Genomic DNA, 15,636 nt, shown 5'->3' on the forward strand with positions numbered 1-15,636 from the left:
TAACTACTATTGTAGGCCGGGCAATATAGGCGGCATATCCCGGTATCTCATCGAAAGGAGGCGTTCAGCTCCTGCACGGCCGTGTCTCTATCGCAACATATGGCCATGTTTCGAGCCCGACCCTCGTCTTCAGCCTTGTCGCCGAGCTTGACCGCACGTATCCGTCACACGAGAAAAGTCAAATATAACAGTAGTTTAGCATCATTCAAAATTGCGGCGACGCTGAGGATTTCGTTCGGCGAGCGCGGTCGGCTGCGTGCACGAGACACCCAGGTTCACACGGTATGAGGCTCTTCACCCCCCGTCCCAGCGCGCTGCGCGGCTTGCTCGCAGGCGCCTCGCTCGCCATCCTGACCCAAGCCACCCTGATCGCAGTCGGGCCGGCCCTGGCGCAGGATGCGACGCCGCCGCGCCCACGGGCGAACAACCCGGTTAACCAGACCGCACAATCGAGCGTGCAACTCGAGGAGCTGAGCGTCACCGGCCAGGGCGGCGCCGGCCCGGTGGCTGTCGGTCCGGTATCTGAGGATCCGCGTGGCCCAATCACCGGCTTCGTTGCCAAGCGCTCGCTCACCGCCACAAAGACCGACACCCCGCTGATCGAGACGCCGCAATCGATCACCGTCATCGGGCGCCAGCAACTCGACACACAGAAGGCCCAGTCGGTCTCGGAAGCCCTGCAGTACGCGCCAGGTGTGTTCGGTAGCCCCTTCGGGCCAGACCCGCGCCTCGACTTCTTCCTGATCCGCGGCTTCACCACGAGCGACACCGGACTGTACCGGGACGGGCTGCAGCTCCTGAATTTCGGCTTCGGGAGCTTCAAGGTCGAGCAGTTCGGCCTGGAGCGCATCGACATCCTACGCGGCCCAGCCGCCGTGCTATTCGGCCAGGGTAGCCCTGGCGGCGTCGTCAATCTTGAGACCAAGCATCCGACCCTGCAGCCCTTTGGCTACATCGAAGCGGGTGGCGGTTCGTTCGGGCAGAAGTATCTCGCCTTCGACATCGGCGGCCCTGCCGACGCAGATGGCCACTTGTTCTATCGCCTAACCGCCATCGGGCGGAACGGCGGCACGCAGGTCGACGGCGTCGAGGACAACGTCGGCTACATCGCCCCTGCCTTCACTTGGAAGCCCGACGGCTCAACGACGTTCACGATCCTGTCGAGCTTCCAGCACGACGAGAACGGACGCATCAACGCGTTCCTGCCCTATTACGGCACCGTGCGCCCGCAGGCCGAAGGCCTACGGATCCCGCGCTCGTACAACACCCAGGATGACATCCAGAACCGGTTCCGACGCACGCAGGCCATGATCGGCTACGAGTTCGAGCACGTGTTCGACGAGGTCTGGACGGTGCGCCAGAACGCGCGCCTCGCCTTCGCGCAGACTTACGACAACTCACTTAGCGGCGGCCTCGGCTACGTGGACCCGCTCGGCCAGACTCAGCTCAGCCGCTACCGCTTTCAGGCTACCTCGACACAGCGTCTGTTCAACGTCGACACACAAGCGGTCGCGCGCTTTAACGACGGACTGTTCGGCCACACGTTCCTGATGGGCATCGACTACAAGTACTTCAGTCTGAACGACAATCAGGGCACGTTCTTCGGCGTGGACCCGTTCAATCTGGCGGCACCGAACTTCGTCAGCCCGACTGGAGCAGTCTCGCCCTACCTCGTCAACTTCGACGTGTTCCAGCAGACCGGCATCTACGTGCAGGACCAGATCAAGCTCACGCCTGAGCTGACCCTGATCGCCTCCGGCCGCGGCGACTTCACCACCAACGAGGTCAACGATAAGCTCGCCAGTCCGGTCGCCCGCACGACCCAGAACGCCAACGCGGCCACCGAGCGCTTCGCGCTGATCTACAACTTCGACTTCGGGCTAGCGCCCTATGTCTCCTACGCGACCTCGTTCAACCCGCAGGTAGGCACGAACGTCTTCGGGCAGCCGTTCAAGCCGACCACGGGCGAACAGTACGAGGCCGGTGTGAAGTACCAGCCGCCAGGCGTGGACCTGCTGTTTGCCGCCGCGTTCTTCGATCTCGCGCTCAACAATTCGCTGTCCGTCGATCCGAACAATCCCAACAACTCACTGCAGCTCGGGCTGACGCGTTCGCGAGGCGCCGAAGCCTCGGTGACGGCCAACATCACGCCCAACTTCAACGTCATCGCCTCGGTGACGAACTACGAGTTGAAGATCGAGCGCGGCGACAACGTTGGCCGGACCCCGGCAGGTGTGCCGCAGAGCTTTGCGTCGGTGTTCGGCGACTACACGATCCCCACTGGCGAATTCGCGGGCTTCGGCTTCGGCGGCGGCGTACGCTATGTTGGGCACTCCTACGCGACGACCGATAACTCCCTGAAAGTGCCGGAGCGGGTGCTGTTCGACACGCTGGTGCATTACACCAGCGGCAAATGGCGGTTCGCCATCAACGCCGCCAACATCTTCGACAAGCGCTTTGTGTCTTCGTGCACGTCGATCAACGCCTGCTTCTACGGCGAGGCGCGGCGAGTCACGGCGAGCCTGAGCTACAAGTGGTGAGGTGCATCGGTGGTTCTCGATGGTCATAGCGTCTTCTCGAGGATCGGCCGCTCTGGGGCTCATGGCCACAATCGTCAGCTACGTCAGCCTGCGCTTACCGCTGATCTGGCGCGGCTTCAGCAGCACCTGCACTGCGCTCGTCTTCTGACCTCGCCGCCTGTTCCACTCCCCCACTCCTGGCTGATCCTCTCAATCAGCCCGGTCCAAAGCCAGCCGGCCAAGTCACCACGATACGCTCACTCAGGTCCGTAGATAAGGGTGAAGGCATCGGCAAGCTCCTTCACCCACTAACGCGCTACCCGCGAACCCGTCTCGAGCGGCGTGGGACCGGCTCTAGAGATCAATGGCCCGCGATCTGGCCGCCATCTACGTGGATGATCTCGCCAGTAACAAAGGTGGCATCCTCCAGGTACAGAATTGCCTGCGCAATATCTTCGGGTTCACCCATTCGATTGAGGGGATGGAGCGCTGCCACAGCGTCGTACGTCTCGGGACTATGAAGAGGTGTTTTGATCATGCCGGGAGCCACCGCATTTACCCGGATGCCGCGGGAGGCATACTCGATCGCTAGGCCGCGTGTCGCGGCAGTGAGGCCACCTTTCGTAATCGACGCCAGCACCGCAGGAACGTTTGAGTTGGCGTGCTCGACCAAAGTAGTGGTGATTTGGACGATGTGACCACTTCCTTGTTTCAGCATAGCTTCGATAGCATGCTGGGTTATGAAGAAAAATCCGTTTAGATTGGTTGCAAGAACGTCTTTATAGTTCTGTTCCGTATACTTCTCAAACGGCCCGGGTATGAATATGCCCGCGTTATTGATCAACGTATCAACCTGACCGAACCGTTCCAGAGCAGCAGCAATGACGCGTTTGCCCGTTTCCGGATCCGCAATGTCACCAGGGATTGCCAAAAAATCGGGATCGTTAGACGAGGTAATTGATCGAGATGTCCCGACAACGCGGTAATCGCGCTCACGATATGCCTTGACAATCGATTCGCCGAGGCCGCGCGAAGCCCCCGTGATTACAGCAACTTTCCGGTCCACACTCATAATATACCTCTCTTGGTTGCATAGAACTTCAGCTAACCCAATGCCAGAGTGCATTTACTGGCGCCAGACCTTGGCGGTTTCCGCCGCCAGTGCGACAAAATCAGGGACGACGATCTGAGGCTGCGGGATGTTAGCGACCCGGAGCGGTGCGTTGACACCGCGGGTAATCAAGGCGCCACCGGAGAAACCTGCGGCTTGCGCCCCCAACGTGTCCCATACGTGCGCCGCGACCATGCCACAGTCGGCCATTTCAACGCCTAATTCTTCGGCTACCATATGATAGCATTGTGCCGCCGGCTTGAATCGCCGGACGCGATCGATGCTGAATTCCCGTTCGAAGAACTTGTAGAGGCCAGCATTTTCTGCCGGAGTGGGCTTGACCGGCGGCGAGTTGGTGAATGCAATGAGACGGAAGCCCTGTCCCTTCAGTTCGGTAAGTCCCTGCACGACATCAGGATGCGGCGGCATCGTTTGGAAGCGGTTGCGGAGTTCGTCAATGTCAGAGGGTTTTAACGATACGCGATGGATATCCGCGAGCATCTTGAGCACGCCGACGCCGAGCTCGAAGAAGGTTGCATAGGGACCCGCGAGCGTAATGGCGTTGGAATAGAGAACGAGCTGGGCAAACCACTCCCGCAGGACGGCTTTGTCACCGAACACGCGCTGGAACACTGGCGCAGTATGGTCAATGTCCAGCGTCGTTTCGTTTATATCGAAGACTAGGATTGACGGTGCCCGTTCTTGTATGGGCTTCCCTTCCGTCACCGTTGGCGCCGCAGCCACGCTCGGCGTGACGCTGACGATGAGTTCCCCGGCTGCGGCAGTGCCCAGGCTTGCAATCAAGCCGCGACGTCCCATCACCGGAAGATCCTTCTCGTTCATAACCACGGCCTCCTGCTTTCAGCTACGGGGTGCGTTTTCAAAGATTGGGTTTCAGTCCAGCACGAATGCCCGCCTCCAGCCCGCGAGCCATCCCACACAAATCAGCTAAAACGAATTAGGCGGCTTTGCAAGAATTTGACTTACCTGAGCTACAATCAACGTGGGGCGTCGTCGGTCAGGGCGCCAAGTGGCACCTCAAATATTAGAAAGAAACAAATTTATTCACGGCTTGCAAGACTGGAGTAGAAGACACGACATCGCGTAGCTTGAAGTGCTCTTTGCTTCGATGGCCGCGTCACTTACCGTGAGCTGGTCCGCTGGTAACTCTGGACGCAGCCTCACGACGCCGGAGCTTCTAAGGGCAATTCCGATCGGAGTGAAATCCGCTCGGGCCAGGCTGATGATTGACCGGGACATAGCCGTTGAGTGTCGCCGGGCCGACCGTTAGCCGGCAAGCCGTTTCTGCAAACGACGCCGGCGGATCGGCCGTCGGCATCGCGCGCGCCACGGGTAGATCCTTGTCGGTCAGCATGCGCGGGCGACCATCCTTCCTCCCCCGCGCCGGCGCAGCCTCTAAGCCGGCCCTTGTCCAGTCACGGATCACGTCGCGCTCGAACTCGGTCAGCGCCTCGAAGAGATTGAAGGTCAGCCGTCACGCGCTGGTGAACGCGTCGATCGGTTCGTCCAGCGAGCACAGCTCGATCCCGCACGCTCACAAGCCCCCCTATCATCTGAATGAGCTTGGACGGCGAGGGCGCCAGGCGATTGAGTCTCAACACTACGAAAGTGTCACTCACGCATGTAGTCGAGCGCGGCCGTCAGCTCCGGCCATCCGCGGTTTGAGCCCGAAGCTTTTTCCGAAAAGATACGCGTGCAGCCGGCCTTCAGACTATCAGTACCGCAGCGTTTTCACACGGCCTCCCCCCTACCAGGGCTTTTATCCTATCATGCCGCATGTCTGAAAAACGAAGGTTTCTCTGTCACATACCGCCCGCATAAGGGCTGGTTACGGAGCGACGCGGCGTTCTGCGGTCGTGCGCGACCCAGCGCCCAGGGCGTATCTAGTTCCAGGTCGCCGGTGAAGCAGAGCCCGACGACCGGGGTAGATGGATTGTCGCCGGTCCGCTTCCGAGCGATAAAGGCATCGAAGCAGACATCGCTGCCGTTGTTAGTGCAGAGACGCGGACAGAGGATCCGCGCGCCGCGAGGCATGCAAGTCTGCGCAATGGATCGGATGGTATGCGCTTATACGAGCAGCATGCCACCATCGACAACAATAGTCTGGCCCGTCGTAAACGGACTACGCATGTGAGTAAGATAGGTCTCAGCAACATCCTCAGCAACGCCAATCCTCCCGGCAGGCAGAGCGGCGCCGCTGTCCGCAAAAAAAGCCTCACGATCCTGTTCGGGCAACCTATCCCAATGCGACGTGCGGATGATACCCGGCGCAACGATGTTGGCACGCACTGGGGCGAGCTCCAGCGCCAGCCCACGGCCAAGCGCTTCTACAGCTGTGATGGCAGGGCTCAGGCGCCGATAGTTTTGAGGATGGCGCCGAAGGGGCTGCTGCCTGTGAGGCGCGCGGTGTCGACGACGGTGCGGATGGCGGCCTCGCCCTCGGCCGCCCACATGGCGCGGTAGCCGTTGGTGACCTTCCGCTGCACGACAGCCGGACGAAGCAGCCGCTCGGAGCCGTTGTTGGTCGGCTCGACCCTTCCGGGATAGGCGAGGACGACCAGGAGCTGATCGCGGGCGCGGCTGATCTTGGCTTGCAGGTCGCGGGTCAGGTCACAGCGGCTCGGCGTGGTCAGGATGGCGCCGAGTTGCCGATCCAGGCTGCGGCGCTTGGCCGAGAGCGTCGCGGCGGCCAAGTCGGTGACGCGCTCGGTCAGGGCGAACACGCTTCCCAGCCAGAGCTGCAGGCGCCAGGGGACGGGATCCTCGCTGACCTCGAGAACGTAGGCAACGTCGCGGCCCAAATGCGCCAAGCAGGTCTGGTGCTCGGTGGCGTGGCCCTGTTGGGCGGTGTAGCGATCCGAGATCCACACCGCAGGTCGATGCCCGTCCATCATGCTGGCAGCCGCAATGCGACCGAGCTTTGGCGCAGGGCGAAGGGCCAGGGCTTCCGAGGATCGCTGCGCGTAATTGGGGAATGGGCAACGCGGCGCCGACGCGCGGAGCAGGCCAAGATCGAACGGCTGCAGCGCGTGCCGTCGGCGCGAACCGCCCTGCAGCCTGAGGAGATGACGATGCACGCCACCCAGATCGACCGCATGTGGTTCCAGGCTCACCCGGACCGCGAATACCACCTGCGCCGTCAGACGGCCGTCGAGCTGGCCCAGTGGCCCGTACATCCCGGCTGCGACTTCGACCCATGGTGCATCATCCGGCGCGCGGACGGCGTGATGGAGGTGTTCGCCCTCAAGGTCGGCGATATCTGGGATGATCACGACCTGGAGTTGGAGCAGTTCTTCGACAGCCTCCGCGAGGCAGCATGAGCACCGCGCCCACCCTCAAAACCGCCGCCGATGCGCTCCTACAGATCATCGTGAAGGGCGATCTGGAGCGCTGTCACCCAGCGCACCTGGAGGCGATCCAGTCCGGCTCCGTGTCCTGGCAGGACGGGACGCTGTGCAACGACAATTTCGTTGTCCTGAGGGCGTCGACTACGATGGCCGCTCGGGACGTATCGGTTTGGGCTGGTGCAGGCGTCGGCGGACGTTGGGCTTGAGCGCGCTCTTCAGGTCCTTGTCGACGACGGCGCGGTCGAACCAGTCGGGGTCGAAGTGGCCACCGCACCAGCGCCGGATCTCGGCATGCTCGGGGTCGTCGGCATCGGCCATGATGGCCAGGAAGTTCGCGTAGCCACCGAGCCCGCCGACGTCCTCCGGCGGCCGGGCCCGGGCTCCGTCGAGACAGGTGGCGTGGCGCGGCCGGGCTTCGAGGACCAGGGGCCGTTCCAGCGTGACGGTGTGGTACCAGTCGTCGCCGAAGTCGTAGAGATAGGTGAAGCCCAGCCCAGGCTCGCGATCGAAGTCGAGCAGGCGCACCTCGCGCTCGTCGAACACGCGCGGATCATCGGCGCTGCCCCACTCATCCGCATCGGGATCGCCGTAGCGCAGGCCGCCGATCCGGAACTCGTGCAGGTGGGAGTTCCACCAGTTGAAGGCCGCCTGGATGGCCAGGTGCAGCTCGCCCAGATGCCACGTGTAGGGGACCACGAGCCGACGCCAGACCGCGGGCTCGATCCCGTCGATCGCGACGTGGATCTGCAAGGCATTGGGAGGCTCGAACATCATGGCCCCCAGAGCAGACCGGCTCGGAGGCGGCGTCAACTATCCCGGACCTCGGCGATCCTCCGCCTCCCGGTTGCTTGAGACACCCCGTTAGCGGACGGTCTCCGCGACAGGGGTGAGGACGATGAGCACGGATACGAAGGCAGATGCAGGTGCAGTTGGTCCTGGTCGCGGCGGGCGCATGTCCCGGCAGCGCAAGCGGGATGCGGTGCTGCGGCTGCTGCGCGGCGAGGACCTGGAGAGCGTCTCACGCAGTCTGGGCGTGACCGCCGCGACCTTGTCGGGCTGGCGCGACGCCTTCCTGATGGCGGGCGAAGCGAGCTTGGCGACCCGGCCCCTTGATGCGGACGCGCTGGAGAGTGGGCGGCTGAAGGCCAAGCTCGGTGAGATGCTGATCGAGCGCGAGTTGCTGGAGGCCAAGATCGCCGCCCTGGAGGCGCGCGGCCCCGGCCCTTTGGCCCGCAGGCGGTCGCGGCCATGAGCCGGGCCGTCTCGCCTGCCAGCGGCAAAGTTTACGGACTGGCCCGGGTGTGTCGGATCTGGCGCGTGTCGCGCGCCACCGTCCACCGGCACCTCTCACCTTCCCGGCCCGTGCCGTCGCGGCGTCCCGGCCCGGTCGGGCCGATGCCGGATGCGGCGCTGCTTACGCAGATCCGCGCCATCCTCACGGACAGCCCCTTTCACGGCGAGGGTCACCGCAAGGTCTGGGCGCGGCTGCGCCTCAAGGGCGTACGCACCTCCAAACGCCGCGTGCTGCGCCTGATGCGCGCCCATGATCTGCTCGCCCCCGCACGTGTCGGCGCGCCGCGCGGCCCGCGCAATCACGACGGCACCATCATCCCGGAGAGGGTGGACACGATGTGGGGCACCGATCTGACCACCACCTGGACGGCTGAGGGCCAGGTTGCGGTGTTCGTGGCCGTCGACCACTGCTCGGCCGAGTGCGTGGGCATCCATGCGGCGCGTCGGGCCACACGGTTCGAGGCGCTGGAGCCGATCCGCCAGGGTGTGCGGCAGCGCTTCGGCGGCTTTACGGCCGAGATCGCCTCCGGCCTGAGTGTCCGGCACGACCACGGCAGCCAGTACATGTCGGACGATTTCCAGGCGGAACTGGCGTTCCTGGGCATCGCAACTTCGCCCGCCTTCGTGCGCGCACCGGAAGGAAACGGCTGCGCCGAGCGCTTCATCCGCACGCTCAAGGAGAACCTGCTGTGGGTGAAGCACTTCGACACGGTCGAGGACCTGCGTCGCGCTTTGCTGGCCTTTCGCGACCTCTACAATGAGACGTGGCTGATCGAGCGGCACGGCTTCCGACCACCAGCCGCCATTCGCACCGCGCAGCTTCCACCCGCGGCCTTGGCCGCGTAGGCTTCAGATCGGTGTCTCACAATCCGCGGGCGGTACAGCGACGATTAGGCTGCCGTCGAGGCCTCTGCCCCGGCTCTGGCTGCCGCGCGACGACGGTAGCTCTCGGTGTTGAGTTCCAGGATGGTGGCATGGTGGACGAGCCGATCAATGGCCGCCACGGTCATAGCTGGGTCGGGGAAGATCTGGTCCCATGCGCTGAAGGGCTGGTTGCAGGTGGTGATCAGCGAGCGCCGCTCGTAGCGCTCGGCGATGAGCTCGAACAGCACGCTGGTCTCCGCCTGATCCTTCCGCACGTAGCCGAGATCGTCGAGGATCAGGCAGTCGTAGCGGTCGAGCTTGGACAGAAGGCTCGGCAGCGAGAGATCCCGTCGGGCCGCCTGCAGCTTCTGGACGAGGTCGGTGGTGCGGGTGAACAGGACGCGGTGGCCGTTCTCGACCAGCGCCGTGCCGAGGGCCGCCGCCAGATGAGACTTGCCGGTGCCGGAGGGGCCGAAGAGCAAAATGTTCGCCCCCTGGTCGAGCCAGGCATCGCCGCCGGCGAGGGCGAGCACGTGGGCTTTGCGCAGGCTCGGCACGGAGGCGAACTCGAAGCTCTGCAGCGTCTTGCCCATAGGCAGGTCCGCCTCGGCGAGGTGGCGAGCGATGCGGCGGGTGTGACGCTCCTGGACTTCGTGCTCGCACAGGGTGGCGAGGTAGCGGGCCGCGCCCCAGCCCTCGCGATCGGCGCAGGCCCCGAGTTCCTGCCAGAGACGGGCGATGGTCGGCAGGCGCAGGCTGGTGAGCATCACCGGCAGCTTGGCGGCGTCGGTCTTGGTCATGGCGTGGGATCCGGGGTGGCGCTGAGGGACGGCAGCAGGCGGTCGTAGGGGGCCGGATCCGGCGCGCTGACGCGCACGAGCGGGGTGCTCGAGGCACGCGGGGCGACGGTGGCGCGCGCGGTATCGAGGTCGGGCAGGCGACCGGCATCGATGACGGCCTCGAGATGATCGGCGAGCTGGCCCTCGCAGGCATGGGTGGCGGCCAGGTGCAGGAGCCCGACGTAGACGCGGCAGGCCTGACGTGGGTCGAGGTGGGCGTCGAGGACGTCCCAGGCGCGTCGGAAGGCCGTGCGGGGGAACAGGTCCTCGCGGAAGACCGAGTGCCGGAAGGCCTGCGGCTTGCGCACCAGGGCGTGGACGAGGTGGCGGTAGTCGACGACGCGCAGGAGCGGGCCGCCGCGCTTGAAGTGCCGGCGCGCCAGCGTCAGCACGGGTGTGAGCCCCAGGTGGCAGACGAGGCGGTCGTCGTAGACGTGCACCGTGAGGCGGCAACCCACGAGGCGCGAGGGGACGGTGTAGAGGACGTTGCGCACCGAGATGGTGCCGAAGCGCGTCACGCCCGCGCTGGCGACGCTGTAGTCGCTGGTGCGGTAGATGGGCAGCGGCGCGAGGGCGGCACGCTCCACCGCCAGGGCGTCGCGCACGGCGGCGTTCCTGCGCAGGGCATAGTCCTGCAGGAAGGCCTGGTAGGCGGCCAGATCGGCGAAGTCCTTCGAGCCGCGCAGCTCCAGCGCCTCGCTCAGGCCGAGCTTGAGATGGCCATGGGCCGCCTCCACGGAGCCGTTCTCATGGGCGAGGCCGGCATTGTTGCGGGTCGGCTCCAGGCCGTAGTGCCGGCAGAAGGCGGCGTAGCCCTCGGCTTCGTCGTCACGGGTGGCGAGATTGCGGTAGGCGGCCGAGAGCCGGTCGGTACGGTGTTCGCGGGGCACGCCGCCGAGCTGCCAGAGGGCGTCCTGCAGGCCCTCGGTCAGCGCGGTGAAGCTCTCGCCGCCGCAGATCGCTTTGAGGAAGCGCCAGCCCGAGTAGGCGAGCCAGAAGTGGTAGAGCAGATGCGGGAAGGGTCGGCCCGCTACGGTGACGCCGAGTTTGGATCCGTCGGTGAAGTCCGAGAGCGCCTGTCGCCCGGGCGGATGCTCCTGACGGAAGATCAGCTCGCGCTCGGGCCCCTGGGTGGCGCGCCAGTGGGCGACGCGCCGCTGCAGGGAGCGCAGCACGCCCTCACCGAAGCGCCCGGGATGGCGGCGGTCGAGTTCTTCGAGCAGGCTGGTGGCCCGGATGTGGGGCACGGCCTCTAGCAGAGGGACCAGTTCCTCACGCCAGACCTCGGCGAAGGGATCGGCGCGGGTGCGATAGGCGCGCGGCGGCTTCTGGCTCGGCAGTGTCGGACCGGCCTCGATGCGCCGCCCGGTACGCTCGCTGAAGCCGGCCTGGGCTGCCGCGACAGCCTGCGTCTGGCCTTCCCGTCGTGAGGTCATGTAGCGCCGGACCTGTCGGTCGGTGACGTGCAAGCCCGGCATCAGACCTCTCCCCGTGATTACGGGGGAAGGCTGCGCGCCCTCACGTCGAACCGGCCATCCCAATCGTCGTCAGGCGGCAATCGTAATTGGCGTCACACAGGACGCCGATCCCGCACTAAGGCCAGCTTGACCTGCCCGGTCTCACCACGGACCCGATCGGCACTGCCTGCCGGGCTGAGCTTCGCCGGATCGGAGATGCCATCCATGCTGCCGGTGGCTCCGACGCGTTGAGCGCGGCGTTGATCTCGGTCACGAAGATGGATCTGACGAACGCGGACTGGCGCGCTATCGTCCTGAAGAGCGTGTGGGCAGGGATCGGAGGGCGCGTGCCATGACCCAGCCTCTGCTAACCTACGACCTAACTCTCGCCTGCCGACCGGTCAGTCTCCTGCAAGCCGCGCTTCAGGCTGTGCTTCACAGTCGTCCTGGTGCGGTCGGCTGCGTGCTGCTCCTTGGGCGTCGGCCGCATCTGTGGGTGCCCATTCTCACCGAGCCGCTTCCGACCGGCGCACTCACTAGCTTTACGTTCGTTCTCGGACAGATTTGCGCTGCCGCTTTGGTCGTAGGCCATGGGGCCCTCCTGACCCTGAACCAACGCTTGGAGAGGTCAGGGGTTCGTGGGGCCAGTTCCGGCGGAGGGCACGCCGGCCGGCCGCCGGGACCGATCCAATTCTTTGATGCAGTCGGGTTAAGCGCCCCGTCGTACGGAAGGATCGTAACTCTAAGGATGCGCGACATCTGGGCGGCGGCTGGGCGGATGGCGCGCAGGGCTCATGGTTGAGGCGGTCAGCGCCGACGCAATAGCCCGACAAAAGTCAATCGCAATTAGAAGATTTACAAGAGTAAGCACCAACGAGATACCCCGCCTGATAAGCAGAGAGATAACCGAACAGGACGACAAATCTGAGATAATCAATAATACCGTTAACGAGCCAAAACATCTAAAAAACAATAAAAATTAATAGTGAGTTTATAATCAGTACCTCAATCTGCCGCGTGCCTCCAGCTAGTATTCCGGCGGCGAATAGAAGCGCAGAGATTATCATAACAGACCGCCAAAAGATGCACTGTGCGAGGCTGTCATCGCAGCAAAGACGGCCGGAACGTGATAGACGATTGGCTACGGTGAGCAATGCCTCAGCCACATAGCAGCGGAGCGCTAGGAGTTATCTCTGTTTCAGTTGAAATACTTAAACAGTGCGGTGACACGATATCGGCCCTTCTTGTAGCCGTTCTGTAATTTCAAGGTGTTAATGCGTATTCGTCGTCAAGCCCGCCTCAACCGGCTTGCGGCAGGCGGCTCGGGCATGTCGCAGCGTCCGAGCCGCCAACTGCTCCGCTAATCCGCTGTCGGACGTTTGGCCTCAGTGGCCACGCGCGGCGAGCCCCTAGACCGAGGTACCCCTGAGTACACCGCAAAAATCCACGCGCAGGGTGCCTTGATCAGGATGCATCGCGGACATCTCAGGGACCGTCCATCGGTGCCGTCATCTCCGCGACGCCATTTGCCTCGAACCGCACGAGCCGAGGTCCAGGCTTGTCTGTGTCGCCTTCCAGCAGGTCGAGACGCGCGTTGATGGCCTCGATCCACTCCGCGTTCGTACAGGTGCTCAGGAGTGGCTGGAGGATATGCCCGACATCACGGGCGAGCGCCTCGCGGCTGAGGCCGCTCAACGTGCCGCTGTGCTCCTCGAACGCACGGGCGACGGCCTCCGCCATTATCCACGCCTGACCCGCTCCGGTCGGATCCACTGTTCGCCGTCTCTTGAGATCGCTTCGTCAGCGTCGGCTTAGACATCCGGCAGACTGCAGGTGTTCCTCAGGGGATCCATGAACGGTCTGGGTACCGCATGTTCGAGAACCTGCGGCCGGCCCTCACCATCGCCCACCCAGCGACTCTCCACGGCGTGCCAGAACGCCACCCAGTTCTCGATCGGCCGCGCGATCGGGGCGGTTTCCTCATAGGTCCATGCTGCGCCAGCATTCACTAGGTCTCCAGCAAGTATATCAAAGTAAGTGTCCGAGCCTCCCTTCCAGTAACATTGGCTACTGCCGCTTGCTGGCCTCAGCGCGCCGGGTTGAACGCTTTCAGGTGGGTAGTAGAGACGGTTCTCGACAAGGATGCAGGGAGGACTCCCGGCGATCTCGTCACCGTTCCAAGTTGCAACAAACATCGATCAACTCCCACTGTGCCTCGGCGTTTTCCGTGAGGAAAAGCGAAAGGTCGGTCTAACTGCTAAGCCTGCGCCATTGCCCGAGAGGCATTGGACGTCCGGGGCTCTGGAAACGGCGACAACGCCACCATCAGCAGGGCAACGCCGGTGAGGCACTGAAAGCCGAGCGTGAAACCGCCCGCCGCGTCGCGAAGCCGACCCACCGCCAAGGGGCCACCTGCCGCAATCAAGTAGCCGATCATCTGCACGAACGCGTTCCAGGCGTTCGCCTCCGCCGAGTTGTCTGTGTTGCCCATCGGCAAGGCCATTCCAAGCATGAAGGTTCCGCCGAGCCCAAACGCGAACAACGGGATCGATAGGAACGGGGCTGAAAGTGGCGCGACAGCCAGAATGTCAAGGCCAAGCATAGCGAGACCGGCGCTAGCCTCCAGCCACAACCGACAATCGTGGGACTTGCTCTGCCATCCCAAGATGGGGTTTGCGATCGTGAAGACCGCCGTGAACGTCGCAAGTATCTGCCCGGCCCTTGCAGCCGTGAGCTCCGCCTCCTGATACATCGGTGCCGTCCAGGCCAGGACGGCGTAGAACAGCAAGTTCACGCAGGCGAAGAGCAAAGCGACGAGCCATGCCCTCGGGGCACGGAACGGGAGACCGTGAGCCATTCCGGCGACTGGCGCGACGGTGCTATTGCTATTGAGCTCAGCCGTCTACCACGTAGCTGCCATCGTCGTTTGAGCCGATCCGCAGAGCAGTTCTTCGGTTCGCAGCCATGGTGCTCGGCTGACGATTCCACCGGAACTCGGTGAGCAAGAAACCATCGGGCCCGAATGTACCTTGCCAGCTGAACTTGCCGACGCTGATAGTCACCTGCGAGCGGCCCTCATCGTGCGCATATCCGAGATCAAGGCGGCTATCTATCAGCCCAAGCAACCCCTGCCTTAGCAGGGCTGCCTCTTCAATCCTGAGCCGGCGGGCCAACTCTGCAGGCTGAATAAGCCACCCGCCATTGTCATCAAGGTCGAGGCGCACGCCGGACCTCCTCCATTTATGGAAATGCGTGAAGATGTAGGCTGAGCTGACTTACGATTCACCAGTAGAGCTGCAGCCGGCACTCAGCGATATCGGCGTCGATCTTTCGTCGGCCAACCAAGGGCGATCCATCCGCTTTCGCACGGATGTAGTTGGCCATCAATCGTATGTTCCTATCCGGGTACCAGTTGAATCCCGCTGTCCAGTCACGTTCGATGCCGCCGGTGATCGATCGGTCTTTTAGGTTCAGAATGCTATAGCGTGTGGCGAGCTCAAAAACGCCGCTTCCACCCCTGGTGATCCGCTGCTCTTCTCCGACCTGAATTCCCTTAAAAATTGCGAGATCGGCGCCGTAACTTGTCTGAAGCTGGTAAGAACGACCTAAACCGTTGATGATCCAAGCACCCTCGACGTAGCCGCCGTCGAAGCCGGCGCTCTGCAGCGCGCCTTCCCGTCCTACCGCAACGTGGATGTACTCGCCTTGCAAGCGGAATGGCCCGTTCTGGTAGGCAGCCTCGAGGCCGAGCCTAGCGAGATTGCCCGCGCTCTGGATCGCACGAGTGTTGATTAGTGATGTCTGAAATACAAAGGCCTCAGGCTTGGACGAGAAGGAGAGGCTGCGATCGTTCTCGTCGTAGGAGCGGAAGCTGCCGGCAATGCCAAGATGCAGCACCTCCGTTTCGCTTAGGATTGGTGCGTAGGTAAAGCGTGCAGTTCCTGCGATACCACCGAGTTCAATGCCAGTATTGATGTTTCCACCGAACACTCCTCCAGTTAGAGTCCAGCGATCACCGTAGCTGGCAACTGCAAGCCCGGTGTTGCGGGCGGGGACTAGAGCATCTGACAGGCCGCGTTCAACAAAGGTGGTGTTGTTGTCGCTAATTAGTTGCTGAAGGCTAGGGACTGTTGTCGCCTGAACCGACTGGTGAGGCTTGCGTTTTCCTTTCTCCAAGGCGGGAGG

The 15,636-nt window shown here is 63.3% G+C and carries 15 protein-coding genes and 1 pseudogene; 3 read left to right on the forward strand and 13 right to left on the reverse strand.

The genetic code is table 11. From position 1 onward, the window contains the following. Positions 1-284: 284 nt before the first annotated feature. Entirely contained in the window at positions 285-2,540 is a 2,256-nt protein-coding gene (locus tag PQI07_RS31650; protein WP_274928823.1) for a TonB-dependent siderophore receptor, read from the forward strand. Positions 2,541-2,880: 340 nt separating this feature from the next. On the opposite strand, the gene PQI07_RS31655 is transcribed toward PQI07_RS31650, so the two are convergent. The 5 genes and pseudogenes from PQI07_RS31655 to PQI07_RS31670 all read right to left on the reverse strand — a co-directional run. Beyond that, the gene (locus tag PQI07_RS31655; RefSeq protein WP_274928824.1) at positions 2,881-3,591 is read right to left on the reverse strand and encodes an SDR family NAD(P)-dependent oxidoreductase; all 711 of its coding nucleotides are present in this window, start codon (positions 3,589-3,591) and stop codon (positions 2,881-2,883) included. Between the two features lie 54 nt (positions 3,592-3,645). Next, positions 3,646-4,473 (reverse strand): haloacid dehalogenase type II, encoded by an 828-nt coding sequence (locus PQI07_RS31660; RefSeq protein WP_274928825.1) that lies wholly within the window; start codon positions 4,471-4,473, stop codon positions 3,646-3,648. A gap of 355 nt (positions 4,474-4,828) precedes the next feature. Continuing rightward, on the reverse strand, positions 4,829-5,005 hold the full coding sequence (locus PQI07_RS31665) for a hypothetical protein (protein WP_274928826.1): 177 nt from the start codon (positions 5,003-5,005) through the stop codon (positions 4,829-4,831). A 713-nt stretch (positions 5,006-5,718) separates the two neighbouring features. Then, entirely contained in the window at positions 5,719-6,102 is a 384-nt protein-coding gene (locus PQI07_RS37995) for an SDR family oxidoreductase (RefSeq protein ID WP_446720996.1), read from the reverse strand. Further along, positions 6,000-6,548: pseudogene (locus tag PQI07_RS31670) on the reverse strand (IS66 family transposase); the annotation flags it as partial. The gene PQI07_RS37995 and the pseudogene PQI07_RS31670, both read right to left, overlap by 103 nt. Between PQI07_RS31670 and PQI07_RS38000 the strand changes: the two are divergent. After that, positions 6,531-6,971: a hypothetical protein gene (locus PQI07_RS38000; protein WP_446721006.1), complete on the forward strand. Its 441-nt coding sequence runs from the start codon at positions 6,531-6,533 to the stop codon at positions 6,969-6,971. The pseudogene PQI07_RS31670 and the gene PQI07_RS38000 overlap by 18 nt on opposite strands. 168 nt (positions 6,972-7,139) lie before the next feature. Here the strand turns inward: PQI07_RS38000 and PQI07_RS31680 are convergent, their stop codons facing one another. After that, positions 7,140-7,769: a plasmid pRiA4b ORF-3 family protein gene (locus PQI07_RS31680; RefSeq protein ID WP_144765874.1), complete on the reverse strand. Its 630-nt coding sequence runs from the start codon at positions 7,767-7,769 to the stop codon at positions 7,140-7,142. A gap of 124 nt (positions 7,770-7,893) precedes the next feature. Between PQI07_RS31680 and PQI07_RS31685 the strand changes: the two genes are divergently transcribed. Continuing rightward, positions 7,894-9,137, forward strand: a protein-coding gene (locus PQI07_RS31685) for an IS3 family transposase (protein WP_274928424.1) whose coding sequence is annotated in 2 segments (ribosomal slippage) — positions 7,894-8,218 and positions 8,218-9,137 — 1,245 coding nt in all. Because the reading frame shifts where the segments join, the coding sequence is not laid out codon by codon here. Between the two features lie 44 nt (positions 9,138-9,181). Here PQI07_RS31685 and istB read toward each other — a convergent pair. From istB to PQI07_RS31715, 7 genes are all read right to left on the reverse strand, one after another. Next, the gene (gene istB, locus PQI07_RS31690) at positions 9,182-9,955 is read right to left on the reverse strand and encodes an IS21-like element helper ATPase IstB (protein WP_274928827.1); all 774 of its coding nucleotides are present in this window, start codon (positions 9,953-9,955) and stop codon (positions 9,182-9,184) included. After that, complete coding sequence (gene istA, locus PQI07_RS31695) at positions 9,952-11,472, reverse strand: IS21 family transposase (protein WP_274928828.1); 1,521 nt, start codon at positions 11,470-11,472, stop codon at positions 9,952-9,954. Before istA ends, istB begins: the two co-directional genes overlap by 4 nt. Positions 11,473-12,936: 1,464 nt before the next feature. Then, entirely contained in the window at positions 12,937-13,191 is a 255-nt protein-coding gene (locus tag PQI07_RS31700) for a hypothetical protein (RefSeq protein ID WP_274928829.1), read from the reverse strand. A gap of 71 nt (positions 13,192-13,262) precedes the next feature. After that, a complete protein-coding gene (locus PQI07_RS38005; protein WP_446720997.1) occupies positions 13,263-13,646 on the reverse strand; it encodes a DUF427 domain-containing protein in 384 nt (127 codons plus the stop codon). A gap of 62 nt (positions 13,647-13,708) precedes the next feature. Beyond that, entirely contained in the window at positions 13,709-14,245 is a 537-nt protein-coding gene (locus PQI07_RS31705; protein ID WP_274928830.1) for an MFS transporter, read from the reverse strand. Between the two features lie 100 nt (positions 14,246-14,345). Beyond that, a complete protein-coding gene (locus tag PQI07_RS31710; RefSeq protein ID WP_274928831.1) occupies positions 14,346-14,675 on the reverse strand; it encodes a hypothetical protein in 330 nt (109 codons plus the stop codon). A gap of 58 nt (positions 14,676-14,733) precedes the next feature. Further along, on the reverse strand, positions 14,734-15,627 hold the full coding sequence (locus PQI07_RS31715; RefSeq protein WP_274928832.1) for an OprO/OprP family phosphate-selective porin: 894 nt from the start codon (positions 15,625-15,627) through the stop codon (positions 14,734-14,736). Between the last annotated feature and the right edge of the window lie 9 nt (positions 15,628-15,636).

It is taken from the genome of Methylobacterium sp. 092160098-2 (genome assembly GCF_028920805.1).
Lineage (GTDB): Bacteria > Pseudomonadota > Alphaproteobacteria > Rhizobiales > Beijerinckiaceae > Methylobacterium > Methylobacterium fujisawaense.

What these genes read in the sequence shown, in the direction of transcription:
- PQI07_RS31655 (WP_274928824.1), bottom strand. Translation starts at nt 3,591, where the DNA reads ATGAGTGTGGACCGGAAAGTTGCTGTAATCACGGGGGCTTCGCGCGGC.
- PQI07_RS31650 (WP_274928823.1), top strand. Translation starts at nt 285, where the DNA reads ATGAGGCTCTTCACCCCCCGTCCCAGCGCGCTGCGCGGCTTGCTCGCA.
- PQI07_RS31680 (WP_144765874.1), bottom strand. Translation starts at nt 7,769, where the DNA reads ATGTTCGAGCCTCCCAATGCCTTGCAGATCCACGTCGCGATCGACGGG.
- istB (WP_274928827.1), bottom strand. Translation starts at nt 9,955, where the DNA reads ATGACCAAGACCGACGCCGCCAAGCTGCCGGTGATGCTCACCAGCCTG.
- PQI07_RS38000 (WP_446721006.1), top strand. Translation starts at nt 6,531, where the DNA reads ATGCCCGTCCATCATGCTGGCAGCCGCAATGCGACCGAGCTTTGGCGC.
- PQI07_RS31665 (WP_274928826.1), bottom strand. Translation starts at nt 5,005, where the DNA reads ATGCTGACCGACAAGGATCTACCCGTGGCGCGCGCGATGCCGACGGCC.
- PQI07_RS38005 (WP_446720997.1), bottom strand. Translation starts at nt 13,646, where the DNA reads ATGTTTGTTGCAACTTGGAACGGTGACGAGATCGCCGGGAGTCCTCCC.
- PQI07_RS31700 (WP_274928829.1), bottom strand. Translation starts at nt 13,191, where the DNA reads ATGGCGGAGGCCGTCGCCCGTGCGTTCGAGGAGCACAGCGGCACGTTG.
- PQI07_RS31660 (WP_274928825.1), bottom strand. Translation starts at nt 4,473, where the DNA reads ATGAACGAGAAGGATCTTCCGGTGATGGGACGTCGCGGCTTGATTGCA.
- istA (WP_274928828.1), bottom strand. Translation starts at nt 11,472, where the DNA reads ATGCCGGGCTTGCACGTCACCGACCGACAGGTCCGGCGCTACATGACC.